At 44.4% G+C, this 25,793-nt stretch carries 25 protein-coding genes; 22 read left to right on the top strand and 3 right to left on the bottom strand.

Annotation, left to right across the window (positions count from 1 at the left end; genetic code table 11):
* The first annotated feature begins 33 nt into the window (after window positions 1–33).
* The 15 genes from AF333_RS18605 (at window position 34) to AF333_RS18535 (ending at window position 18,463) form a co-directional block, all read left to right on the top strand.
* Window positions 34–2,502, top strand: coding sequence for a DUF3656 domain-containing U32 family peptidase (locus tag AF333_RS18605; protein ID WP_043064901.1), 2,469 nt, complete (start codon window positions 34–36; stop codon window positions 2,500–2,502).
* A 588-nt stretch (window positions 2,503–3,090) separates the two neighbouring features.
* On the top strand, window positions 3,091–3,876 hold the full coding sequence (locus AF333_RS18600; protein ID WP_052811883.1) for a C40 family peptidase: 786 nt from the start codon (window positions 3,091–3,093) through the stop codon (window positions 3,874–3,876).
* Between the two features lie 265 nt (window positions 3,877–4,141).
* Entirely contained in the window at window positions 4,142–5,368 is a 1,227-nt protein-coding gene (locus AF333_RS18595; RefSeq protein WP_043064863.1) for an acyl-CoA dehydrogenase family protein, read from the top strand.
* Between the two features lie 23 nt (window positions 5,369–5,391).
* Window positions 5,392–6,168, top strand: coding sequence for an SDR family oxidoreductase (locus AF333_RS18590; protein ID WP_043064864.1), 777 nt, complete (start codon window positions 5,392–5,394; stop codon window positions 6,166–6,168).
* 26 nt (window positions 6,169–6,194) lie between these two features.
* Window positions 6,195–7,082, top strand: coding sequence for a 3-hydroxyacyl-CoA dehydrogenase family protein (locus AF333_RS18585; protein WP_043064865.1), 888 nt, complete (start codon window positions 6,195–6,197; stop codon window positions 7,080–7,082).
* The gene (locus AF333_RS18580) at window positions 7,082–7,861 is read left to right on the top strand and encodes an enoyl-CoA hydratase (protein ID WP_043064866.1); all 780 of its coding nucleotides are present in this window, start codon (window positions 7,082–7,084) and stop codon (window positions 7,859–7,861) included. The genes AF333_RS18585 and AF333_RS18580 overlap by 1 nt, the downstream gene beginning before the upstream one ends.
* A 32-nt stretch (window positions 7,862–7,893) precedes the next feature.
* A complete protein-coding gene (locus AF333_RS18575) occupies window positions 7,894–8,976 on the top strand; it encodes a phosphotransferase family protein (RefSeq protein WP_043064867.1) in 1,083 nt (360 codons plus the stop codon).
* A gap of 12 nt (window positions 8,977–8,988) precedes the next feature.
* Window positions 8,989–9,750: a 2-phosphosulfolactate phosphatase gene (locus AF333_RS18570; protein ID WP_235356611.1), complete on the top strand. Its 762-nt coding sequence runs from the start codon at window positions 8,989–8,991 to the stop codon at window positions 9,748–9,750.
* A complete protein-coding gene (locus tag AF333_RS18565) occupies window positions 9,728–11,500 on the top strand; it encodes an acyl-CoA dehydrogenase family protein (RefSeq protein ID WP_043064869.1) in 1,773 nt (590 codons plus the stop codon). Before AF333_RS18570 ends, AF333_RS18565 begins: the two co-directional genes overlap by 23 nt.
* Before the next feature lie 231 nt (window positions 11,501–11,731).
* Window positions 11,732–13,396, top strand: a complete 1,665-nt coding sequence (locus AF333_RS18560) for a long-chain fatty acid--CoA ligase (protein WP_043064870.1) — start codon at window positions 11,732–11,734, stop codon at window positions 13,394–13,396.
* 248 nt (window positions 13,397–13,644) lie between these two features.
* Window positions 13,645–14,190 carry an NADAR family protein gene (locus AF333_RS18555; RefSeq protein WP_043064871.1) on the top strand — a complete coding sequence of 182 codons (546 nt, stop codon included), beginning with the start codon at window positions 13,645–13,647 and terminating at the stop codon, window positions 14,188–14,190.
* A gap of 230 nt (window positions 14,191–14,420) precedes the next feature.
* A complete protein-coding gene (locus tag AF333_RS18550) occupies window positions 14,421–14,984 on the top strand; it encodes a TetR/AcrR family transcriptional regulator (RefSeq protein WP_043064872.1) in 564 nt (187 codons plus the stop codon).
* Window positions 14,985–15,234: 250 nt separating this feature from the next.
* Window positions 15,235–16,305, top strand: a complete 1,071-nt coding sequence (locus AF333_RS18545; protein WP_043064873.1) for an NAD(P)/FAD-dependent oxidoreductase — start codon at window positions 15,235–15,237, stop codon at window positions 16,303–16,305.
* A 159-nt stretch (window positions 16,306–16,464) separates the two neighbouring features.
* A complete protein-coding gene (locus AF333_RS18540) occupies window positions 16,465–16,791 on the top strand; it encodes an ArsR/SmtB family transcription factor (RefSeq protein WP_043064874.1) in 327 nt (108 codons plus the stop codon).
* Window positions 16,792–17,233: 442 nt separating this feature from the next.
* The gene (locus AF333_RS18535; protein ID WP_043064875.1) at window positions 17,234–18,463 is read left to right on the top strand and encodes an MFS transporter; all 1,230 of its coding nucleotides are present in this window, start codon (window positions 17,234–17,236) and stop codon (window positions 18,461–18,463) included.
* A gap of 346 nt (window positions 18,464–18,809) precedes the next feature.
* On the opposite strand, the gene AF333_RS18530 is transcribed toward AF333_RS18535, so the two are convergent.
* Window positions 18,810–19,478 (bottom strand): class I SAM-dependent methyltransferase, encoded by a 669-nt coding sequence (locus AF333_RS18530; RefSeq protein ID WP_321167172.1) that lies wholly within the window; start codon window positions 19,476–19,478, stop codon window positions 18,810–18,812.
* Between the two features lie 48 nt (window positions 19,479–19,526).
* The gene (locus AF333_RS18525) at window positions 19,527–20,417 is read right to left on the bottom strand and encodes a DMT family transporter (protein ID WP_043064877.1); all 891 of its coding nucleotides are present in this window, start codon (window positions 20,415–20,417) and stop codon (window positions 19,527–19,529) included.
* A 116-nt stretch (window positions 20,418–20,533) separates the two neighbouring features.
* Between AF333_RS18525 and AF333_RS18520 the strand changes: the two genes are divergently transcribed.
* The 6 genes from AF333_RS18520 (at window position 20,534) to AF333_RS18505 (ending at window position 23,979) form a co-directional block, all read left to right on the top strand.
* Entirely contained in the window at window positions 20,534–21,448 is a 915-nt protein-coding gene (locus AF333_RS18520) for a LysR family transcriptional regulator (protein ID WP_235356612.1), read from the top strand.
* 26 nt (window positions 21,449–21,474) lie between these two features.
* A complete protein-coding gene (locus AF333_RS37555; protein WP_053432719.1) occupies window positions 21,475–21,696 on the top strand; it encodes a FadR/GntR family transcriptional regulator in 222 nt (73 codons plus the stop codon).
* A gap of 74 nt (window positions 21,697–21,770) precedes the next feature.
* Window positions 21,771–22,091 (top strand): FadR/GntR family transcriptional regulator, encoded by a 321-nt coding sequence (locus AF333_RS18510; RefSeq protein ID WP_141391425.1) that lies wholly within the window; start codon window positions 21,771–21,773, stop codon window positions 22,089–22,091.
* Window positions 22,012–22,176 carry an FCD domain-containing protein gene (locus AF333_RS37550; protein ID WP_407638685.1) on the top strand — a complete coding sequence of 55 codons (165 nt, stop codon included), beginning with the start codon at window positions 22,012–22,014 and terminating at the stop codon, window positions 22,174–22,176. The genes AF333_RS18510 and AF333_RS37550 overlap by 80 nt, the downstream gene beginning before the upstream one ends.
* A 30-nt stretch (window positions 22,177–22,206) precedes the next feature.
* Window positions 22,207–22,380 (top strand): hypothetical protein, encoded by a 174-nt coding sequence (locus AF333_RS35725; protein ID WP_235496594.1) that lies wholly within the window; start codon window positions 22,207–22,209, stop codon window positions 22,378–22,380.
* Window positions 22,381–22,758: 378 nt separating this feature from the next.
* The gene (locus AF333_RS18505; protein ID WP_043064879.1) at window positions 22,759–23,979 is read left to right on the top strand and encodes an amidohydrolase family protein; all 1,221 of its coding nucleotides are present in this window, start codon (window positions 22,759–22,761) and stop codon (window positions 23,977–23,979) included.
* Between the two features lie 156 nt (window positions 23,980–24,135).
* Here the strand turns inward: AF333_RS18505 and AF333_RS18500 are convergent, their stop codons facing one another.
* Window positions 24,136–24,630 carry a CarD family transcriptional regulator gene (locus tag AF333_RS18500; protein WP_074715365.1) on the bottom strand — a complete coding sequence of 165 codons (495 nt, stop codon included), beginning with the start codon at window positions 24,628–24,630 and terminating at the stop codon, window positions 24,136–24,138.
* A 333-nt stretch (window positions 24,631–24,963) separates the two neighbouring features.
* Between AF333_RS18500 and AF333_RS18495 the strand changes: the two genes are divergently transcribed.
* Complete coding sequence (locus AF333_RS18495) at window positions 24,964–25,767, top strand: CPBP family intramembrane glutamic endopeptidase (RefSeq protein WP_043064880.1); 804 nt, start codon at window positions 24,964–24,966, stop codon at window positions 25,765–25,767.
* Window positions 25,768–25,793: the final 26 nt, after the last annotated feature.

The following is a 25,793-nucleotide window of genomic DNA, read 5'->3' as shown; positions in this document are numbered from 1 at the left end:
GGATGGAGAAGAGTGACCGCAATCACAAGAGATATGGTGGAACTGCTTGCGCCAGCCGGAAACTGGGAGTGTCTTCGGGCGGCTGTAACGAATGGTGCAAATGCGGTTTTCTTCGGGGTCGAGAAGTTTAACGCAAGAGCACGAGCAGATAATTTCAAAATGGAAGAACTACCCGAAATTATGGCATACCTTCATAAATATGGTGTCAAAGGATTTTTGACATTTAACATTCTCGTATTTGAAGATGAAATGAAGGAAGCTCAAATACTGGTAGATGCCTGTATTGAAGCAGGCGTGGATGCCGTTATCGTACAAGATATGGGATTGGTAAAGCTTATTCGCGAGATTTCGCCTGATTTTCCGATCCACGGCTCCACACAGATGACGATTACGTCACCGGAAGCAGTAGACTTCATGAAGGAGTATAACCTGGAAGTGGTCGTGCTAGGGCGCGAAAACAACCTCAAGCATATTAAAACCATTGCTGGAAAAACAGATACACCGTTAGAAGTGTTTGTACATGGAGCGCTGTGCGTATCGTACTCTGGCCAATGTCTTACTTCTGAGATGTGGGGCGGACGCTCGGCGAACAGAGGCGAATGTGCTCAGGCCTGCCGTCTACCGTATGATTTAATTGTCGATGGCATTCAGAAGGAAATGGGCAACATCGCCTACCTGCTGTCGCCAAAGGATTTGGCCGCGATTGATTTAATTCCTGAACTCATCGAGGCTGGAGTTACGTCTTTTAAAATCGAAGGACGCTTGAAGTCGCCAGAATATGTCGCCAACGTTGTCAGTAAGTACCGTAAAGCGATCGATGAATACTTCGAAGGTAAGCAATACGGGCCGTCCACCGAAGAGCTTCGTGAACTCCAACAGAGTTTCAGCCGCGGGTTTACGCACGGATTTCTCAAAGGCACGAACAATAAGCAATTGGTTGATGGTACATTCCCGAAAAGCCGCGGCGTGTATCTGGGAACGGTAAAAAAAGTGTTGAAAGATGCTGTGTTGTGTGAATTGCATGCGCCATTAAAGCGTGGTGATGGCATTGTATTCGATGCAGGGAACCCGCAGGAAAAAGAAGAAGGCGGCCGTGTGTATGACCTGCGCAGAAAGGGGCGCAAAATCGAAGGGGAAGTACAGGACGGACTTATTGAAATCGTACCGGGACGCCGCGATGTCAAATTGAGCCGCGTGCATGCCGGTGATAAAATATGGAAAACGAATGATCCTGAGCTGGATCGCAAGCTACGCAAGACGTTTGAGACGGATTACCCATACCGGCCGTTTCCGCTTGCTGTACGTGTAACAGGCAAGGTAGGTGAGTCTCTTGTATCGGTCTGGCGCGACATCAAAACAGGCGGCGAGGTGACAGTAGCGTCCGAGGTAGAACTGGAGCAGGCGATGAAACGGCCGCTTACCGGCGAGTACCTGCATGAGCAATGGGGACGTCTCGGTGGTACCGTATATGAGCTAGCTGAATTGGAGATGGCACTTCAAGGTGAGGTAATTGTTCCGGTGAAAGAGCTAAACCGTATACGCCGTGAAGCAGTGGAGCAGCTTGTTGCCCTGCGTGAACAGCCGCGTACTTATATCAGACGCGAAATCAGCAATAAAAGCAGTTATGTTCGTGCTGCTGGGCGTAACACGGCACAAGGAACAGCGAAGCTTATTTCCTTGTGTCGCACGATGGAACAAATCCATGCCTCGGCACAGGCGGATGTCGATTACATCTATGCCGACTTTGAATTTACACGCGACTATCCTGAAGCGGTAGAAGCGGCACGGCAGTACGGCAAAAAGATTGCACTTGCGACACCGCGCATTCATATGCCTGGTGAGCAAGGTGTGCTGAACGGTATGCTGCGGGCGAATCCGGATGCCATTCTCGTGCGCAATACCGGCGCCTTACAGTATTTCAAACAAGCAGGTGTAAAAATCCCGCTCTTTGGGGATTTTTCGCTTAATATTGCAAACCATAAAGCTGCTGAACTTTTTCTTGAGCATGGGCTTGAGAAAGTAACACCATCGTATGACCTGAATATACAGCAGATGGTGGACATGTTAGCGGTATCTCCGACCGAGCACATCGAACTGGTTATTCACCAGCATCTGCCCATGTTCCATACCGAACACTGTGTATATTGCACATTTCTCAGTGAAGGAACGGATTATACGAACTGTGGGCGTCCGTGCGAGAGTCATCGTGTATCTTTGCAGGACCGTATCGGTATGTCGCATCCAGTACGGGTAGACATCGGTTGCCGTAACACGGTCTATAATGCGATCGAGCAATCTGGTGCCGAATATATTACGAACTTCCGTGAGCTTGGCGTACAGGAATATCGTGTAGAATTTCTGGAAGAAGATGCGGATAAGGTACGCGAAGTATTGCAATTGTACCGGGAAGCGCTCAACGGAAGCCGTACTGGAACGAGTGTATGGCGCACGTTGAAGGCGACCAATCAGTTAGGCGTAACGCGTGGACAATTGGTTAAATAACAGCGCAAATTAAGGCTCAATATCAAAATGTGGTGAGGGATAGGAGAAGGGATGAGCATGTCACTTGGTTACGCTGCGCAGGGGAGTATAACTGACCGCTTCAGGAGACAAGCAGCAAGGGACAGAGAAGCTGTATCTTCGAAGGATTGTAGGCAAATGCACGCTTGCTTGTCTCCTTCCGCTGCCCATTCCTTCTCTCATCCCACCGAACTTTGTATGTGTATACCACCAGCACAGAGTTTGATGTAGACCCCAAACTAAAGCCATATTGTTTGAGAAAATCATATTATTTTTTCGTAAAGGCTAAAAAAGGGCGAATCGTTAATATAGTGATTCGCCCTTTTTATTTCATCTATGTATTTCCGTGCACTAGATTAATTAGCAAAATACACCTATACAAACCAGGTACTTTTGGACTAATATATGTTTTCATAAAAAAAACAATACCCATGTCTAGTAAATAAAGCTAGAATAAGGTTGTAGATAGAGTTGCGTATCGATACATACCTCCTGCTACTATGAATCTACTAAATCAGCAGCATGCTATGTGAAAGAAAACGGACAATTGTTTGGGATGGTGAGAAAAAGATGAAAAAACTAGCATTGGCCGCGCTCTTCTCCATGGTCATCGCGACGCCGGTGTCCGCCGCTTCATATACTGTAAGCAAAGATGACACCTTGTTCAAACTCAGCCAAAAGTTCGGAGTCTCTATTGACGAGCTAAAGAAGGCGAACAAATTAACCAGCGATGTAATCAAAATGGGACAAGTCTTGAACATACCGTCAACTACATTGACTTCCCGTAGTGGATCAGGAGCACAGACGTCTACTGCATCTAGGTATGTAGCCGCAAATTCGACCAACCGTAGTACGACCGTATTATCGGCTAATCAGACAAAAACGAATATCACTCCAGCTCCGCCGAAAAAAGCGCAACCAACCAAATCCATGACAGTAGCTACGAATCAGGAAAGTACGATGAAGACCTCCAGGGAAGGGACACGGGATTTTGATGACAGACAGATGAATGCTGTCATTAACAACCTGCTCGGCGTTCCATATAAATGGGGCGGCACAACACTGGAAGGTTTTGATTGCAGCGGCTTTACTTCATATGTATTCAATGAACTAGGCGTCACGCTGCCGCGCACATCACAAGACCAATTCAATGCTGGACAGAGCGTAAGTGATGAGGAACTAAAGCCGGGAGATTTGCTCTTCTTCGACTCGGAGAAAAAAGGCACAATCACCCATGTTGGGATATACATAGGGGATAACCAAATGGCGCATGCCGCCACTAAGAATGTACGTATCGATAATCTTGACTGGTATCATAAAAACTATCAATACTACGGGGCAAAGCGGGTCTTTTAGTCATACGCTTTGTTTTATCCAGAGGAAAATAAGCTCGTTCTGCGCATGCAAGTAGTTATTAATTTATGCGGGAACGAGCTTATTTCCGTTATATGCTATGAATAGATTCATATACTGTAAGTAGGAGGTAGAAATAACACATTATCGTCTTGAATTTTTAGAAAATATAGATTATATTGATATTAAATTCGTTCATAACATACTATACGGTCAGTATGTTAAGTGTCATCGGTGATGTGTCATTTTTAAAATAGGGAGGGATATGATGAACTTCGATTATACGGAAAAGGTACAAAAGCTTCGGGAAACGCTTATGGAATTCATGGAGGAGATTGTATATCCGAACGAAAAAACGTATGAAGAGCAGCTCAATCGTGCAGAAAGTCGCTGGATTATTCCGCCAGTGATGGAGGAAATGAAACAATCAGCCAAAGAATCGGGCCTATGGAATTTGTTTCTGCCTGACAGTGAATACGGCGCAGGACTGACTAATCTCGAATATGCGCCACTATGTGAAATAATGGGACGCTCGTTTATTGCACCGGAAGTATTCAATTGCGCCGCTCCAGACACTGGAAACATGGAGGTGCTGGTTCGCTACGGAACAAGAGAGCAAAAAGACAGGTGGCTAACTCCGCTTCTGGAGGGAGAAATCCGTTCCTGCTTCTCGATGACAGAACCGGATGTCGCTTCATCAGACGCCACTAACATTCAGGCTTCTATCGAGCGGAATGGAGACGAATACGTGGTGCACGGACGAAAATGGTGGTCCTCAGGCGCAGGCGATCCGCGCTGCAAAATTGCCATTGTTATGGGCAAAACCGCTCCAGAAGCACCTCGCCATGAGCAGCAGTCTATGATCCTTGTACCGCTTGATACGCCTGGTGTCCATATTAAACGTATGCTGCCGGTATTCGGCTATGACCATGCGCCGCATGGTCATGCGGAAATCGATTACGATCATGCAAGTGTACCGTCCGATGCAATAATCTGGGAGGAAGGTAAAGGATTTGCCATTGCCCAAGGGCGGCTGGGGCCCGGACGCATTCATCATTGCATGCGCTTAATTGGAGCAGCAGAGCGTGCTCTAGAAGAATTGTGCAAGCGTGTTCAAAAACGGATAGCTTTCGGAAAAACACTGGCTCAACAAGGTGTTGTACAGGACTGGATCGCTACCTCGCGTATTGAAATCGAACAGGCCCGCCTTCTGACACTGAAAGCAGCCTACATGATGGATACAGTTGGAAACAAAGCGGCCAAAAAAGAAATTGCCATGATTAAGGTAGTCGCTCCAAATATAGCGCTCCAAGTATTAGACCGTGCTATTCAGGCGCTTGGTGCTGCCGGTGTAAGCGATGATTTTCCACTGGCCGCCCATTGGGCAAATGCGCGGACGCTTCGCCTGGCAGACGGGCCGGATGAAGTCCATAAATCAGCCATCGCAAAAATGGAGCTAAAACCATATCAGGAGCTGAATGCGCTTACGAAGTAAAGAAACAAAAGGAGCGAACCTACATGCATATTAGTCAATTATTTGATTTAACTGGAAAAACGGCCATCATAACTGGAGGCGGTCGCGGGCTCGGCGCGCAAATCGCTAAAGGATATGCCGAAGCAGGAGCTAATCTTGTGCTTTGCTCGCGTCGTGCGGAAACGTGTGAAGACACGGCTGAGCGAATTATACAGGAAACAGGCGTACAGTGCCTTGCGCTACCATGCGATGTACGTAATCCGAAGGATGTGCAGCGGATAGTTGATCAAACGCTAGAACAGTTTGGCGCTATTGATATTCTAGTAAATAATAGCGGAGCCTCGTGGGGCGCTCCTGTAACCGATATGCCGCTGGAAGCCTGGAACAAAGTGATGGATATTAACGTAACTGGAACGTTTCTCATGTCACAAGCAGTCGGAAAAGTGATGATTGAACGCAAGACCGGCAAAATCATTAACATCGCTTCTGTTGCAGGTTTAACCGGCTGTGACCCTCGTTTCATGGATGCAGTTGGTTATAGCGCCAGTAAAGGGGCCGTCATTTCGTTTACCAGAGACCTTGCAGTGAAATGGGGGGAATATGGCATAAATGTCAATGCTATCGCTCCAGGATTTTTCCCTACAAAAATGTCCAAGGAACTGCTTAACCGCGGGGGAGAGTACATTTTGGGCTATACGCCATTGAAGCGCTATGGGTCTGATCATGACTTGAAAGGAAGCGCTGTATTTCTGGCGTCACATGCTTCCGATTTTATTACGGGAGCCGTTCTAGTGGTTGATGGTGGTATGTCAGCTATGTAATCTGGCAAATAAGGAGGAACGGTACGATGCATATAAAAGACATTCATAACATTTGCGTAGTTGGTTCTGGCTCAATGGGGCATCAAATCGCTATGTTGTGCGCACTAGGAGGCTTTCAGACAACCATCCAGGATGTCGAAGAGTGTGCCCTGCAAAATGCGGAAGTCAAACTGCACGATATCATGGACAAATGGGTGAAGAAAGGAAAAATCTCCGAAGATGAAAAATCGCAAGCGTTTCAACGCTTGACATTTACAACCAGCCTGGAGGAAGCAGCTGCAAACGCTGATTTTGTAATCGAAGCGGTTGTGGAAAAGTTGGAAGTCAAGCGCGATGTCTTCGCCAGGCTGGACCGTATCGCTCCTTCACATGCGATATTGGTTTCCAATAGCTCGACTATCGTAAACTCGTTGATCGCCGATGTCACCGGACGACCCGACAAAATATGCAACATGCATTTCTTCTTCCCGCCTCTTGTTATGGATTGCGTAGAAGTTGTCATGGGTGAACAAACGTCTGAGAAAACAGGGCAACTGACAATGGATGTTTGTGAGAGAATCGGACGGACCGGTGTTCTGCTTCGCAAAGAAATTTCAGGCTTCGTCGCCAATCGGATTTTAGGTGCGCTCAGTCGCGAAGCGATTGCTCTTTATGAAGAAGGCATCGCTGATTTTAAAGACATTGATACGATTTGCAAGAAGGCGCTCAATCATCCGCTGGGACCGTTTGAGCTGATGGATTTGTCCGGTATTGATGTGGCTTATTATGTATCCGTACAACGTTTTGCAGAAACCGGAGATCCAGTAGATAAACCAGCCACCTGCGTAGAAGAAAAAGTAAAGGCAGGCACATTGGGGCGCAAGACAGGAAAAGGCTGGTACGAATATAAGCAACAGGAAGGAGCGAAATCGTAATGGGTGAGCTCGTACGTCTCGAAAAGCGGCAAGGCGTCACCATTGTAACGATTGATAATCCGCCACTCAATGTCATGTGCAAACAGGTGGTCGTCGAATTGAGCGAAACGTTCACCCCTTTGGCTGATGACCCGGAAACGGTTGTCGTCATTCTTACCGGGGCTGGACAAAAGGCATTCATGGCTGGTGCCGATATTAAGGAATTCCCGCAGCTAATCGGCAAGTCTAGGGTAAAGGCATCTGTCATGGAAACTCATCATGTACTCAATCAGATTGACTTTTTCCCTAAGCCTACGATCGCTGTGCTTAATGGTATTACGTTTGGGGGCGGCTGCGAGCTAGCTCTTACATGCGATTTACGCATTGCAGAAGAGCATGCGCAAATCGGGCTTCCGGAAATCAAGCTTGGATTGTTCCCGGGCGGGGGTGGCACACAGCGCCTGCCGCGTCTTATCGGCGAGGCGAAAGCGAAGGAACTGATGTTTACAGGCGAACCGATTTCCGCACAGGAAGCGGAACGTATTGGGCTTATTAACAAAACAGCGCCAAGTGGAAAAGGCATGGACGTGGCACTGGAGTTAGCCCAACGCATTCGCTCTTACTCGCTTGAAGCGCTGAGTCGTATCAAAAAATCGGTGGATGAAGGCGCAGAGTTGCTGTTTTCTGAAGCCATCGAGCGAGAAGCGGAGCTGTTTGAAGAAGTTTTTCAAACTCAAGATGTGCGTGAAGGTGTTCAGGCATTTATTGAAAAACGTAAACCGTTTTTTACCCATCGTTAGTGAAACACCGTACTGAAAGGAGATTGCGTACGATGGCTAAGCAAGATGCGACGCTGAAAGATACCATTCCCGTTCGTGAGGGGGAAGAATTAGACTTTGCATCGTTGGAGAACTATCTTCGCCAACATCTGGAAAAGATGGGCAATGAACAAATGCATGTCGAGCAATTTGGGGCAGGCCATTCCAATCTAACGTATCAAATCAACATCGGGGACTGGGAAGCAGTCATACGTCGGCCCCCCTTTGGTCCCGTAGCGCCCAAAGCCCACGATATGAAACGAGAATATGAGATTTTAAAAAAGCTTCATCCATTTTTTCCATTAGCTCCAGAGCCGTATCTATATTGTGAAGATACATCCGTCATCGGCAGTCCGTTCTTTGTTATGGAAAGACGACGGGGTGTTGTACTGGATAAAGCCTTCCCTTCCTATATAGACTATACGCCTAATCTGGGTATGCAGATTTCGGAGGCGATGGTCGATACGCTGGTTGAATTGCATAATGTACCATACCAGGAAACAGGACTCACTGCGCTGAGTCGACCGGAAGGGTTTATAGAACGGCAGGTTCAAGGCTGGATTGGCCGCTACGAGCGTGCGAAAACGGACGACATCCCGGAAGCTGAGCAGATTAAAGTATGGCTGACTGAGTCCCTCCCGACATCTCTGACTCCAACCGTTATCCACTATGATTACAAGCTCAACAATGTTATGTTTTCCAGGGAGGATGTAACACAGATGACGGGGGTATTTGACTGGGAAATGACGACTGTGGGTGACCCGCTGGCAGACCTCGGTGCTGCCTTGAGCTATTGGGTGGAAAAAGATGATCCACCTGCCTTACAGCACGGATTGGGGCACCCTCCATTGACAGTAACCCCTGGCTTTATGACACGCACACAGTTCCTAGAAGCATACGCAAAAAAAAGTGGACGGGATATATCAGGCATTCATTTTTATTTGACATTTGCTTATTTTAAGCTTGCTGTTATTTGCCAGCAAATTTATTACCGCTGGAAAATGGGACAGACGAAAGATGAACGCTTCGCAAGCCTTAATCGGTTTGTCCATGCGCTCATGCTGCACGCGCTGCAATGTGCGGAGCGCAAAGGATAACGGAGGGAGATGATGGGGAAAGTACACGTTTTAATGCGCAAAGAAGACATTGACACAAAGAAAATCCACGGGAAAATTGTGGTTGTCTTCGATGTGCTTCTCGCAACTTCGACCATTGTGGCAGGGCTCCATCATGGGGCAAAAGAAATCATACCGGTGCTGCATGGAGAAGAAGCGCTTAAGGAAGCGGAGAACAGGGACCGTAACAGCTTTGTACTTGTGGGGGAATATGAAGGGATAACATTGGAAGGATTTCTTAATCCAAATCCGCTTGCCTTAAAAGAGCACATACAGAAAAAGACCGTCATTTTGTCTACCACGAATGGGACGGTAGCGATACGCAAAGCATCCTTCGCCAAGCACGTTTACGCAGCTTCCTTGCTTAACGGCAAGGCAGTAGCTCGGACGCTTTGCACCAATCACACCAGCGATACTGTTATTCTGGTTTGTGCAGGTTCTGCAGGTGAGTTCTCTATGGAGGACTTTTATGGGGCTGGCTATGTGCTGGATTGTTTGCTTTCCGAACAGAGCTGCGATTGGGAAATGACCGACGCCGCGCTCGTTGCACGCGAATTTTATCGCGGCGCCAGGGGATGTGCCGAGGATATTTTGCTGTCCTCGCGCGTAGGCCGGATGCTGCAACGATTTAAGATGGAAGAAGACATCTATTTTGTAGCGGAGCGTGGGATTCTCGATACGGTTCCGTATCTTGATGAGCGAAAAACGCTGGTTAAAGGAGGAGAAGGTTGTTATGTCGGATATACGCCTTCATAGACCGGGTGGGTCTTTTCTGATAAGTGCCACGGAGGCTGATATGATATGTACACCGGAGGATTTTACCGAAGAACAACGCATGATTGCTGCAACTGCTAGGCAATTCATCGAACGGGAAGTCGATCCGTATAGGGAGGAAATTGAAAATCAGGACTTTGACCAGGTAGTGGCATTGTTGCGTCAGGCCGGGGAGCTGGGGCTCTTAGCTCATAGCATTCCTGAAGCTTACGGGGGTCTGGGGCTAGATAAAATCAGCAAGGGACTTGTAGGCGAGATCGTAGGTCGTACAGGCGGATATGGTGTAGCCCATTCTAATCACACGTGTATCGCTACTCTGCCGATTACATATTTCGGTACGAAAGCCCAAAAAGAAAAATATTTGCCGAAACTGGCAAGCGGGGAGTATCTAGGTGCCTATTGTCTCACCGAGCCTTCTTCCGGTTCAGATGCGCTCAGTGCCAAAACGACTGCTCGTCTGAACGAAGAAGGAACGCATTATATTTTAAATGGCACTAAACTTTATATTACGAACGCTGTGTTCTCAGATACGTTTATCGTATATGCTAAAGTAGACGGAGACAAATTCAGCGCATTTATCGTCGAAAGGCACTTTCCCGGTTTATCTCTCGGGCCTGAAGAAAACAAAATGGGCATTAAGGGATCGTCAACACGTCCTGTGATTATGGAAGATTGCATGGTACCGGTGGAGAATCTACTTGGGGAAGTCGGGCGCGGTCATCTTATTGCACTGAATGTATTGAACCTCGGACGATTTAACCTCGGTTCCGCCTGCATGGGTGGAGCCAAATACACCATGCAGTTAGCCGTTGCGTATACGAACGAACGCCGCCAATTCGGTACACTTATTGCTGATTTTGCGGCAAGCAAGGAAAAGGTTGCAAGAATGGCTACGCGTATTTATGCGGCTGAATCCCTACAATACCGGTCAGCCGGACTGCTAGAGGATGCATTGGGTAGCTTATATGATTCTCAGGATTTTACACTTATGGCTAAACGGATGGCTGAATATGTGTTGGAATGCGCCATTTGCAAAGTATACGGTTCCGAAACACTCGATCAAGTCGTCGATGAAGCGTTACAGCTACATGGAGGATACGGGTTCATTAAGGAATATAAGATTGAGCAAATGTACCGTGATTCACGTATTAATCGCATTTTCGAAGGAACGAACGAAATCAACCGTTTGTTGATTACGAACCAATTTTTTAAAAAAGCAGGAGCGGGTCAACTTCCAGTGAAAGAGGCTATAAAAAAAGGTACCGCCGATCTGCAGGAGGTTTACCCTGTGGATAAAGGCCCTCTTTTAAGAGAAAGAAAAGCTATCGTATCCATACGTCGTATTTTGCTTGCACTTGCTGGTCTTATCCAGCAGATTGTTGGCCCTCGTCTTGAAGCGGAGCAGGAAACGGCCATACGATTTGCAGACCTTGTTATTCATCTGTATGCCGCTGAGTCTGCTGTATTGCGCGCGTACAAAGCGGTGTTACATAACGGTGCAGATCAGGAAGCGCTGAAAGTGATGCTTGCGGCTTCGTACATTGATGATGCCGTACCGGAAGTGGAAGCGATTGCCCGCAAACTGGTGGCAGACATTGCTGAAGGAACGCTCAGGGATGACTATTTATCGCTTGTCTGCAAGGAACTACAGCGTTATGTTCCACAAGGGTCCATTGCACGTAACCGGGCTATCGCTGAGCGAATAAACCAGGTACAACAGTATATTTGCTAAAGGGAGTGAATGTACTTGTCGGTAGTAGCGGGCTTATTGTGTAGTATTTCCGATGGTGGTAGCCATCTTATTCGAATGGCCATTTTCCAGACGTTTCCTATATTCAGCAAAAGCTGGCTTTATCAAAAATAGAAGCGTTTGCACGGTGTGCGCTTGTTGGTGAAAATGGTTGTGGCTCAACATACAGCTGTTTCTGTGGAAATTTTATTAATCATTTGGAGGGATGTAAGAATGGTACACGCGCATTTTGCACATTGGCCTGTACGTATTCCAACGACACTTACGGTTCCAGAAACAACGTTGTATGACAACCTAGAAGTGACCGCACGCAGATATCCGAATAAAACGGCCGTTATGTATTATGGCACGGCAATTTCATACCAGGAATTACTTCAAGAAGTGAACAGTATGGCCAGCTACCTGCTAGCACAGGGGGTTCAACAAGAGGAGCGGATGCTGTTATATATGCAAAACAGCCCTCAATTTATTATTGCGTATTATGCGATTTTACGCGCGGGTGCTGTTGTCGTTCCAGTGAATCCGATGAATATGACCGAAGAGCTTGTCCATTATATTCAAGATGGGAATATCCGTTTAGGATTCGTTGCACAAGAATTGTATCCCCGGATTGAGCCACTTATTTCCAAAACAGCCCTCGAACACGTCATTTTGGCGACATATTCTGATTATTGCCGGGAAAGCGGGCCGGAAGTTCCAGACGTAGCAAAAGCCCCGCGCATAGCTGTGCAGACACCCTCTGTAACTTTTTGGAAGGAGGCGACAGACTATGATACCATATCCGGTTTTCCAAATACAGCGGCGAATAATTTAGCTGTCCTCCCCTACACATCCGGTACGACAGGTAGGCCGAAAGGATGCATGCACTCTCATTTGACTATACAGGCTAACACTGTGTCAACAGTATTATGGGGACCTCTGACATCGGAAGCGCGTGTTTTATGTACGTTGCCACTTTTCCATGTTACTGGCATGGTACACAGTATGCATGCTCCAATTTATGCAGGAGCCACAATGGTAGTGCTTACACGCTGGGAGCGTGATACGGCTGCTGCAATCATCGAACGTCACAGTTGTACACACTGGACGTGCATCAGTACGATGATCGTTGACTTTCTGGCAAATCCGAATCTCTCATGCTACGATATCAGCTCCTTGCAGGTGATAAACGGAGGTGGGGCTCCGCTGCCGAAAGCCGTAGGCGAAAAGCTATTTAATGTGACTGGACTACGATTTGTAGAGGGCTATGGTCTTTCTGAAACGATGGCCCAGACGCACTTTAATCCGATGGATCGTCCGAAATTGCAATGCCTGGGTATTCCTGCATTTGATGTCGACGCGCGCATTATTGACCCGGATACGCTGGAGGAGAAAGGGATCGGTGAAGAGGGCGAGATTATCGTAAATGGTCCGCAGGTATGTAAAGGATACTGGCAGCGTCCGGAGGAGAATGAGCAAGCTTTTATCGAGTTAAACGGTAAAACATTTTTCCGAACCGGAGATATCGCTCGCTTTGATGAAGAAGGCTATTTTTTTATTGTAGACCGCGTTAAACGAATGATTAACGCATCTGGCTTTAAAATCTGGCCGTCTGAAGTAGAATCCATTCTGTATAAGCATCCGGCTATTCTTCAGGCGTGCGTGATCGGAGTGCCGGACGAACGTAAAGGTGAGGAAGTAAAGGCATTTGTCGTGCTGCGGGAAGAGCAACAAGGGCTTACTAGTGAACAAGAGATCATCGATTGGGCAAAGGATCAGATGGCTGCATATAAGTATCCGCGCATTGTAGAGTTCGTCGAAAGCCTTCCAGTCTCCGGTACGGGTAAAATTTTATGGCGCAAGCTTCAGGAAGCGGCATGGAGCAAAGCCGAAAAATAGATAGAGTAGGAAATAGAATGGTTTTTAATCTATATGAGTTATGGTTAATATTTTGACAGGGTAGCGTGGTTGGAAGTAGGGGAGTTGGAGAAAGAAGAGGGTGGATATGCCCTGCGCCCCGGTAGAAAAAGGCGGACGTGTCTTTTTCCAACCGCTCCCGCCCACCGCCCTTCCTTCTTTTCTTATCTCTCACCACAAGAATTTGTCGATTTATCAAATCAGATGTATATAGGAAAGAGTGAGTAGACGTGATTGAAGATATACAAACATTGCTCGGGGAGTCACAAAAGCGTAAGCTAAAATATTTATTCTTTTGGGGACATACGCCTAAAAGTGAGGAAATCGTTGATAAAGCATGTTTTAGTCAATGGTATCCGGCTCCATTTGAAGAAGATAGGGTGGTATACGCCACGGCTGAGCACTACATGATGGCTAAAAAAGCTGAATTATTCGGTGACGAAGCCATTCGTACACAAATTTTAAAACATGCTCATCCTAATAAAGCCAAAATGTTAGGACGCAGCATCCAAGCCTTTGATGATGCAATATGGAATTCAAGTAAATATGACATCGTCAAGCAGGGAAATCTGTTAAAATTCACCCAGCATTCTGAATTGAAATCCTTCTTATTGAATACGGGAAATCGAGTTCTCGTGGAAGCAAGTCCTTACGATAAAGTGTGGGGAATCGGCATGGCGCAGGATCATCCTCATGCAGAACATCCTGAGTTCTGGAAAGGGGAGAATTTGTTGGGCTTTGCACTGATGGCTGTAAGGGAACACCTTAATAGATAGATGGACCTGGCATACAGCAGGCTAGTAGGAGAAATATAGACAAAGCGAGGCTTTAATGGAGAAGAAGTGATTTTACGTAATTTGAACATATTAGCCTTAAATTACGTACGTTCTGCTATCCAGTTCTTTATTTCTACGGTATACTTTCCCATTTTACACTACATAATAACGCCGTAATATACGAACCAGCCTGTCTATATTACAATAAAAAAGAGTACAGGAGGGATAGCATGAAGGAGAAACTTTTGCAGCAGAGCATCGAACTTTTTGAGAAGAAAGGATTTAGTGAAACATCCATTCAAGATATCGTAGACTCTCTTGGTGTAACCAAAGGAACCTTCTATTACTATTTCAAAAGCAAAGAACAAATGCTGATGCAGATTAACCTGCATTATATAAATGATCTTTTAGATACTCAGCTCAAAATTATCGAACATCCAGACAAATCATGGCAGGATAAATTGTACGATGTTGTTTATATGTTGATTAGCAGAATTGAAAAACATGGAGCAAGCGCTCGTATTTTTTTCAGGGAGCTGGTCAACCTGAATGGGGAGTATTTTGAAGAAATTTTACACAAGCGGGATCAATTTCGTATCCGGTTCCAGTATTTAATAGAACAAGGAATGAAGAGCGGTGAGTTTCGTGATGATTTGCGGGCAGATATGATGACATTCTCAATTCTTGGTTCTTGTAATTGGAGCTATATGTGGTTTAGGGCGGATGGTCCAGTGCCTGAAAAAGAATTAGCTCGTTCTTTTTTGGAAGTTTTCCTTAATGGTATAAAGAAATAAGAGAGGCGGACGAACACTGTGCGTATTATCGATGAAAGGCAGCCGTTATGGCTGCTTTCTTTAATGGATAAGAAGCGACATAGCGTTTCTTCAATCGTATCATTCGAAAAAGAACGAGCGAAGGCGTCTGCGAGTTTTTCTTGTTTCGTCACTTGTTTTCGGTTGTGAAGCGATTATAGAGAAGGTATGATAAAAGGGGTAAAGTGTTAGTATAATCGACACAGGCAGAAAAAGGGGGAAAGCAGGTGTCATGAGCAAAAACATTGTTCTGTTGGGAGCCGGATACGGGGGGATATCGTTTTTGAACACGGTGTTGCCACACATTCCGTCCGATGTCCGAATCTCGGTTATCGATCGTCTCCGACATCATACGATTAAACCGGAATATTATGCGCTGGCCAGCGGGTCGCTGAATGAAAGTAAAGTAAAAGCGGCTTTTCCCATACACAGCCAGGTCGAATACATTCAAGATGAGATTAAAGAAATTCAGATTTCTTTTCATAAAGTTATATGCAAGGAAAGGGAAGTGCCATTTGATCAGCTTATCGTTGCGTTAGGTTGCGTTGACAATTACTTTAACGTGCCGTGGGCGGCGGAGTATGCCCAAAGCATCCAATCATTTGCTAAGGCGATGAAGACACGTAAGAAGATCGATGAACTACCGTCAGATAGTCATGTCGTTATTATAGGTGGTGGTTTATCCGGGGTTGAATTTGCCAGTGATTTGCGCGAACAGCATCCAGAACTGAGAATTACCCTACTCGAACGATCGGAAGAAGTACTTGCGACACTGCCCGACCGCATCCGAAAATATGTACGACAGTACCTAGACGACCATATGATAGAGGTACTTACCAATGTTAGCGTGACGATGATAGATAATCAGGCGGTCTATTACGGGCTGGAGCGGAAAACAGTCTTGTACGATATATGTGTGTGGACAGCGGGTATTATGCCAAATCCGATTTCCAATCCGCTGCTTGCCTACAGTAATGCCGACCGGATGAATCGGATTGCGGTAAAAGAGAACTATGAATTGCCGTATTATAACGATATTTTTGTCGTGGGAGACTGTGCGAGCTCTGAATTTGCGCCCAGTGCACAGCTGGCCCATATACAGGGAAAGCAGCTTGGTGATTATTTTATCTCTGTATGGAAGGGAAGCGAGTACAAGGCGGAGCCGATTAAGCTTAAGGGAGTGCTCGGTTATCTTGGCAAAAAAACCGGGTTTGGCCTTGTGGGCGATAACGTGCTGTTGGGTAAGGTCCCGAATGTCATCAAGTCAGGTGTATTGTGGATGCATAAACACCATATGGGATAAGTTTAGATCTATTATGAAAGAACCGCATACGGGTGACATTATCTGCATGCGGTTCTGCCCTGCCCCCGTATAGGACGGGTAAACCTATTTGACATTGGACGTGGAGTACTCTACTATTTACTTGAATATATGTACATATAATTAACTGAGGTGGCTTGTATGGAAAATACGGAAAACAAAAATAATGTGCCATGCGAACATCTTGATGAAGAGACGTTATTTGTCGTTTCTCAGACGTTTAAAGCATTATCTGACCCTACTAGAATTCGGATTTTGCACCTTCTTTCACAAAAAGAATGCGCCGTTAGTGAAATCGCTGAAGCGTTAGGGTTATTGCAGTCTACCGTGTCCCATCAGTTGCGTTTTTTGAAGAATCTGCGGCTGGTAAAATTCCGACGGGCGGGGACTACTCTTTATTACTCGCATGATGATGAGCATGTCATGGACCTGCTAGAACAGGCCATTCACCATGCCTGTCATGATTAAACCGTACTTTGGCATACATTACAGAAGATATGTCGATAAGCCTGTCCCTTATAGTGGGGAGGCTTTTTGTTGTGAAGCAGTATGTAATAAAATAACAGAACACATGGGAAAAAATAGAGAAAACTCTTGCTTTTGTTTCGACAATCAAGTAGTATTAAATCAACATTAACATGGAAGGGTGACCTTTACACGATGATTATCTAATCCTATTTCTAAGAAAACATTCGTTATACAAACGAAATCTTCTTCTGGATAGGATTAGTATGCACTTTTATACATGTAAAAAGGTTTTCGAAATCATACCCACGCGTATGATGTCTTTTTGCTATTGTGCTACCTTCTGTCCAGCGAAGTGGATAGGGGGTTTTTTGTGCTCATTTTCAAAAGTTATACCCAGTAAAAGTGCACCAATATAAAATAATATAGAAAGTAGGAAACCGTATTGTCTTCAACATCCATATCTAGCCTGTTCCGCAACCGCTTCGTGCAGGCAATTTTACTGGCCGGTCTTTTTCTTCAAATCGGCATTTGGGTACGTAATTTTTCCGTGCTGCTATATGTAGTAGAAATGACCAACGGAGACGCATTTGCGGTCTCCATGGTTTCGGTTGCTGAGTTTGCTCCGATTTTTATTTTCTCGTTTATCGGGGGAACCTTCGCCGATCGCTGGCGACCCAAGCGAACGATGATTTGGTGTGATATATTAAGCTCTGCATCCGTATTCGCCGTTTTGCTTACACTCATCTTTGGATCGTGGAAGGCGGTCTTTTTCGCCACCTTATTCTCGGCAATTTTGTCCCAATTCTCTCAACCATCCGGGTTGAAGCTGTTTAAAATGCATGTGCCGGCTGAGCAGATACAGGCTGGTATGTCGATTTATCAAACCATCTTTGCCGTATTTATGGTATTAGGCCCGGTTCTTGGAACGTTCGTTTATCAAGTCTTTGGTATTCAAGTTGCGATTGCGATTACAGGGCTTGCATTCCTTATGTCCGCTGCTGCTTTGTTATTTCTACCACCTGATCGCGACATAAACGAAGAAAAGACGATGCAGTCTACGCTTCTTCAAGAGATGGCCGATGGGATTCGCTATGTATTGTCCAAGAAAGTGCTGACATTGCTAGGGGTCTGTTTCCTTGCAGCTGGTTTGGCGATCGGTCTTATTCAACCGCTCGGTGTTTTTCTTGTTACGGAACGACTCGGACTAGAGAAAGAATATTTGCAATGGCTAATGGCTGCCAATGGGATCGGTATGATTGTGGGCGGCGGATTGGCTATGGCTTTCGCTAAATCGGTTGCTCCGCAAAAAATGCTGGCGTTCGGCATGTTTGTCGATGCCATTGTCATGGTTGTGTCCGGCATGTCAACAACTCCATGGATAACATTAACTGCACAGCTTTTCGGCGGCTTAGTGTTGCCGTGCATTCAAATCGGCATTAATACAATGATTTTGCAGAATACGGAAGAGCAGTATATAGGTCGGGTCAATGGCATTCTCAGTCCATTGTTTACCGGAGCGATGGTGGTTACGATGAGCATGGCAGGTTCGCTCAAAAACTCATTCTCTCTTGTTACGATGTATGAAGCAGCAGGTCTTCTGTTTATCTTCGGTTTGCTCTTCATTTTGCCATTATATCGACTACCAGCTATCGTCAAGGAACCTGGAACATAAGAAATATGAAAGAGTGAGCTGCACACTATCATTCAATATCAGAATGAAATTTTTTCTGCATAGGATTCGTATACACTTTTATAGGCGCAAGGAGACGTTTATCCCGGCAGTGCCGGGGATAGAGTATCTTTTTGCTATTATGCTGCCTCCTGTCCGGATAAATGGATAAGGAGGCTTTTGTATGATAATAGACGTTAAGAGTGGAAACGAAGCTAACAGAAGCAATCGGCAAGCTTAGTGAGCATCCTTTAGATGAGATAGAAGAAACGTTTTAGATGCTAGTTATGAAGCGTAATCAATTAAGAAATCAGTTGAAATAATGACGAACTTTGCAAGTGTTAGACAGCTACTTTACCTTTTGCAAAAGGATTTTCCGGTACATGCCATTAAATAATACTGGAGCGTTCTCCTGTTGTTTAACCGTCTCCAGGTGAGGTGCTACCATTTCCGCGAAGCTTCGTCCAATATCCGTTCCTAAAATCGAAACAAAGGGGCGGATTATTTTTTTTCTGATGGATAATTTTTTATCATCAGGGCCAAACTTGTCAAAAATAAGAATATGTCCTTCTTTCCGTGTAACACGGATGATTTCTTTCATGCAAAGCATTGGGTCGGGTACGACAGAAACAACAAGATTAGCAATAACGATATCAAAGGATTCATCAGAAAAGTTCATATGCTGCGCATCCATTTCCATAAAAGTGATTAGCTGTGAATCGCCGTATTTCTTTTTTGCCTGCTGAAGCATATCGGGAGAGATGTCAATTGCAGTTACTGTACTATCTTCTTGTGTAAGTAGCTGTAAATCGGCGCCTGTTCCTACCCCCACGAAAAGGATGCGGCTTCCTGGTGGGATTGGAGCATTCTTGAACACAGTTTTGCGTGCCTGTAAAAAAAGAGTAGAGTTAAAAACCAAATCATAAACAGGAGCCCACAGTTTATAAATAATTTTATTCCAGGTATTATTCATATTCTTTGTTCCTTTCTCTAAAATAAAAAATACAATTGTATTCATTGATAGTTATTATATGTTCATTTAATCATATAAGGAAGAAAAAAACGCTCAATCCAACGAGCGTTTGGCAATGTAAGATATAGTCAAAGTCCCCTTGTGTTTAGATAGTAGGAGTCCGCCTATGACTAGAAAAGCGCCGAGCAGATGGTAAAACGTTATTTTTTCATTAAGAAAGAAGAAGGCGAGAAAGTATCCGATAATAGGGGTCAGGAACAAAAAATGATTGGCTTTTACCGCATCCCACTGTAATAAATAAAACCATAAAATCATGCCAAGGATTGAGACGACAATCACCTGCCATAAAAGGCTGATGATAAAATAAGCATCAAAAACAAGCATATATGTTTGCTCAAAAAGAAACAGGAGTGGAAGTGAGAATACGCTCCCTATGATAACTTGCCATGTATTAATAACAAGATGAGGCAAGGCTACTTTCTCATACTGAAAATAAACACTTCCAAGCGCCATAGAAATCATACCGATCCCGAGTACGGTGATTCCGAATAAAGTGCCGTCTATCGTCTTAAAGGACGGGGCCATAGCAATAAATAGTCCCGTAGCGGCAACTGTCATACCAATAATCTCGTTCTTTTTTATCCTCCGTTTAAGAAAGATTGTCGAGAAAATCGCGACAACGAAAGGATTTACCGTAATAAATAGATTAAAGAGGCTGGCGGAAACATAGTACAGCGCCAGAAATGAGCATCCTACGTAGAGTGTTGTATTTAGTACGCCAAGTATGACCAGTGCTTTCCAGTCGTCGCGTTTTGGCCACGGATACGAGCGGATGACATATGTGAATAAGAACAGTAGACCTCCTGCCAAAAATAAACGAATGGTGGCAAACAGTAGCGGTGAGGAAGAAAGAAGGCCGATTTTTGTAGCGATTGCTCCTGAAGCCCAGATGATAGCGAATAAAAAACCAAACCATTCATACATCTATTTATCATCTCCCATGTGACATATGCTACACTTAATTATAGAGAGTATAATATGATTGATAAAATTGAAATGTTAGAACAAAATCATTAGTTTTAATAATGATAGGAGAAAAGGTGAGACGATTGGAAATCCGCCATTTGAAGACATTTAAAACGATCGTGGAGGTAGGGGGATTTACCCGGGCTGCCGAGCATCTTGGTTATTCTCAATCCACTGTTACATTGCACATTAAAGCAATTGAAGATGAATTGAAGGAACCGTTGTTTAACAGAATGGGGAAAAAAGTTTTTTTAACAGATACCGGAAAACATCTGATGCCATACGCCACACAGATGCTCAGCTTGTATAAACAAATCAAAGACGTACCGTCTATCAATGGGGAAATAAGCGGACGGGTGGTGATCTCCGCTCCAGAAGTGTTATTAACATACCGACTGCCGCCTATTATGAAGGTGTTCAAAGATACGTTTCCAAAAGTGGATGTCCAGCTTAAGCATTTACCAGCTGGAAATCTGAAAGAACAAATCATAAGCGAAGAAATTGATATTGCGTTTGTTTTAGATACGGAGCACGCTGAAACGGATATTAACGTAAAGCGTATAACAGAGGAGCCGATGGTGTTAATTACGCCTACTCATTACCCGACTGCATTCGACGCAATTCCATTCCACGACACTGTTTTTTTGTTTACAGAGCAAGGCTGTAGCTATCGTAACGCATTCGAAAAGATAGTACGAATGAATAACATAAAAATCGAAAACCATATTGAATTCTGGAGCATCGAGGCAATTAAACAGTCCGTCATTTGTGGGTTGGGTATATCCCTTCTTCCTTACATCGCTGTTAAGCATGAGATTGAGAACGGGATGCTGTCTGCTATCAAGATGTCACCAGATACCCCCTTATTTACATTCATCGCCCACCATAAAGATAAATGGATATCTCCAGCTGTGCGGAATTGTCTTGAAATTATCGAGGAGCACATAGGCTCATCTAACATGTACTCAGAGGATGAATACGCTATATAAATTACACTTGATATTTTGATAGAGGAGTGTGGAAGGTAGCAGAATGGAGGGGGAGAGATGAACACAAAGCGTATTTCAAAATAATTGTAAGCGAAACCGTACAAAAGTTTTTATGTGATTTTATTCAAAAGAAGAATCTTCAGCTTGGTGCCCCGCTTCCTTCTGAACGAGAATTAGCCAAATTATTGGAGGTAGGAAGGTCTTCAGTAAGAGAAGCTTTGCAAACACTTTCCGAAAAGGGGGTATAGAGAAAAAAATAGGTAAAGGAGCTTTCGTGAAAAAGAATCCTTTTATAGATGATACTAGCATTTCCAGGTCTTTAATGATGTCCATGGATATTAGCAATTCATTGGATTTATTGGAATTTCGCAAAGCTATTGAGATTGAAATCGCTCATTTAGCTGCAAAAAGAATGCAGTCTCACGATATACAAATTCTCGAACGCTCGCTTGTCGACATGAAGGTGTGTATCAAAATGGAATCATCTATCATTGTGCCTGATCTCGTATTTCATGAGACACTGGCACGCTCGACAAATAATGAAGTAATTATTCAAGTATATAATTATATTTCTGAATTTTTCAAAAGGGTTCGCATCGAAATATGCACTTTACTATCATCGTCAAATTTTAAACGCGATTAAAAAAGGGGAAGCAGATAAATGTTCCAGACTGATGCGGGCACATATTGAAGATGTTCAGCAGCACTATCACGGGATGCTCATCTGATTTNATCACGGGATGCTATATACATCTGATTTGATACATCGACAAATTCTTGTGGTGAGAGGGAAGAAAAGAAGGAAGGGCGGTGGGCGGGAGCGGTCGGAAAAAGACATGTCCGCCTTTTTTCTGCCGGGGCGCAGGGCGTATCCACCCTCTTCTTTCTCCATCTCTCCTACTTCCAACCACGCTACCCTGTCAAAATATTAACTGTAACTTATATAAAAGAGCTTCATAGGGTTAGTTAGTACCCAATCATTAAGTTATACGCATAGATAGGGGGGCGCGATGGAGTACTACGAAAGAAATTCTTCGGGTATATTCATCCCAAGACGGCCACTCCGACTAATAGCATCTTATTTATTGGATGCATTAGCTTAAGCGTACTGTTTTTGGATTTGACAACAGTTGTTTCTCTGGTGAACTTTGGTGCACTGTTTGGTTTTATATTTGTAAATGTATCACTACGGGCTTAATTTGGTTAGCGATTGGTTTAATATACCTGGCACTGAGCACAAACTTCTTTAGAAAGCTGCCACCAGAATTAGAGATGCATTAAGTTTTATATCAGAAAAGGGTGAAAAATACATGACAGAATCATATTGGTTAACTAACGTTCTGCTTGAAAGTGGCTTTCACTATCAAGGGGATATGATCGCGAAAACGGTAACAGAAGTATGTCATGTTCTGATTACGGACGGCAAAATCAAAGACATTATTTCCGCCGATGAACCGTTGCCTGATGAGATGCAGCAATGGGATATGAATGGCTTGCTTATGCTTCCTTCTTTTAGAGACATGCACATCCATCTGGATAAAACGTATTATGGAGGCCCATGGAAAGCATGTACCCCATTTGTTGATGTTTTTAGTCGTATGGAAGAAGAGAAGGAGCTGCTGCCGCGTCTGCTCCCTGTTACAAGGGAAAGAGCAGAAAAAATCCTGGCTCTTCTTTTGCGAAACGGGATTACCCATATACGTGCACAATGCAATGTAGACCCGATTATCGGACTTGAAAATTTGGAAGCTGTCTTACAAGCGCTGGAGTCTTATCGTGGAAAGCTTTCGTATGAAATCGTTGCGTTTCCACAGCATGGATTGCTGCGTAGTAAGTCGGTCGATTTAGTAAGAGAAGCGCTGTGCAACGGTGCTACGCTTGTCGGTGGTGTAGATCCGGCAACAGTAGACGAAAATATAGAGGCTTCCTTACATACGATGATAGAACTAGCGGTGGAAGCGAATGCAGATATTGACCTGCATTTACACGATCCTGGTCATCTGGGAACCTTTACGATGAAGCGGTTAGCGACTCTTACGGAAGAGGCTGGGTGGCAGGGAAGGGTATCTATCGGTCACGCTTTTGGTTTGGGAGGTGTGCCTGTAAAGACAGCGGAAGATACGGCAGAAGTATTGGCGCAAGCGGGCATCGCTATCGCCTCTACGGTTCCCATTGATATTCCTACGCCACCCATCCCTTTATTGCATGAGAAAGGTGTAACCGTTTCACTGGTTAATGATAGTATTACCGATCATTGGGATCCATTTGGCACAGGGGATGTACTTTACAAGGCAAGCATAATGGCCGAGCGTTTCTCATGGATCGATGAGCAGTCATTAGCGCGCAGTCTTTCATTCATTACTGGTGGAAAAACACCACTTGATATGGAAGGAAAACGCATATGGCCGGTAGTTGGCGATGAAGCCAGTGTTGTATTTGTTAAAGCGAGTTGCTCGGCGGAAGCGGTTGCCAGACGAGCAGAGCGTCAGGCTGTAATGTATAAGGGGAACATCGTTTCGGGTTTCTTATGATTGAATGTGTAAAGTATTCCAGAAGAAAAACGGGATAGGGAAAAAGAGAAATGTATTAGCACCTGCAAATGAGCAGGTGCTTTTTAGATTAAAATGAGAGTAATATTATGAAAATATATAGTATGAATTTCCGATAACTCAACGCTAAAGAAATCTTTAGTCTATCATTTCTGCCTTATGGGTCTCTTGGTCCAATAAATCAATGGCTTGATTTTTAGTGCATCCTTTCACTAATGCCAACTCGCTAATGACAAATTTCCGTGCATCATCCAGCAGTTTCTTTTCGCTAGTGTTAAGGATTTTTTCTTTGTTTCTATGCAGTAAATCGCGGATGACTTCCATACCTTCTTGGAGATTACCAGTTTTCATTTTATCCATGTTTATGCGATATCTCTGGCTCCAAGGAAGTGAACGATCCCATTCTTCGTGCTGAAAAATACGCAGTGCATTTTCTAACGTAGACATATCGACAGCCGGACGGATGCCTAGATTTGATGCTTTATCCATAGGAACCATTACTTGCATATTGCCGATAGGCATTTCTATAATGTAATACCGCTGTTTTTTTCCTAATATCTCTTTTTCTTCAATAGCTTCGATTACACCTGCGCCATGCATGGGATAAACAACTTTATCACCAATTTCAAACAAATAGCTCACCTCCGGTACGTATTCTATTTAAGGATATCATATTATTGATTTTTTATCAAAAATAAAAATAATAACATAAAATAATAACAACAGTCAATAATTTTATGAGTTAAATTTACGTTTATTTCGAAAAATTATAAAAAACATCTCCGGGATCTTTATCACTAAGATCATCCCCAAATTTTCCTGGTGCTTAGTTATAAAAGATTTTGCGGGATCGCGCAAAAAATATGCGCGATAGGCCCACCGATCTGGTAACGGATACGGATACCTGAATCCAATCTCTGTGTTACGCTCCTTCTGTAACTAACCGATTAAAGGAGCGTAATTGTTATGACGTATCAATGGACCCGAAAGCTTGCCACTTTTTTTGTACAATCTGATCCCGAATATGATAGCTTTCTTCGCAAGCATGAAGCGAAGAGCGGCAAGCAAATTTTATTCTACCTGTCCTTTGCGGTCTTTCCGGGAGTGTTGGCTTATTTGCTGATTTATCCGCTGCGGCCCCTACTTATGGCTGTTACGGGATTATCCAGTCATTATGTGCAGTTTCTTGTCCTGGCGGTCATGGCCAGCGGCTGGCATTTTCTTTTTCCGTTGTTCATGCTAAGATTTGCAGATAAGTTGACTTGGAAGGAGTCTCTATGTTATCTAGGTTTCAGAAGGGAGAATTTAAAAGGACTGCTGCTGGTCCTACCGTTAATTACCCTGTTGTTCACCGCCCTGTCCCTGCCTTACATGAAGTGGGTATTCCCGTCTTTATCCTCATTCTTGAACTCTATTCCGGCGCTTCATATGGGAGAGTGGCATATTTTCATCCAAGGCTACTATGATTTTCCCTGGCCTTTACTGCTGATTGGATTAATCGGGAATTTTATCGGAGAAGAAGTCTATTTCCGTGGTTATTTACTGAAGAAGATAGGCAGGCTGCGCTTTGATTGGTTGATCCTCAGCATTCTGTTCCAGTTTTATCATATGTGGCAAGCGCCGATGAACTGGGCTTTTATTCCGCTGGCGGTTATCATTCCTTGCGAAATCCTGGTCAAACTACGCAAAAACATATATGGAGCAATCCTGATTCACATTTTTGTTAATACGATATGGGGGGGGATTACCCTTTATCTAGTCGGGGTGTAATTCGCCCTCATTGACATCATATGGGA

It is taken from the genome of Aneurinibacillus migulanus (genome assembly GCF_001274715.1).
Taxonomy (GTDB): Bacteria; Bacillota; Bacilli; order Aneurinibacillales; family Aneurinibacillaceae; genus Aneurinibacillus; species Aneurinibacillus migulanus.
The sequence above is the reverse complement of the archived record's forward strand: the minus strand, read 5'-3'. Positions and strand labels throughout refer to the sequence as shown.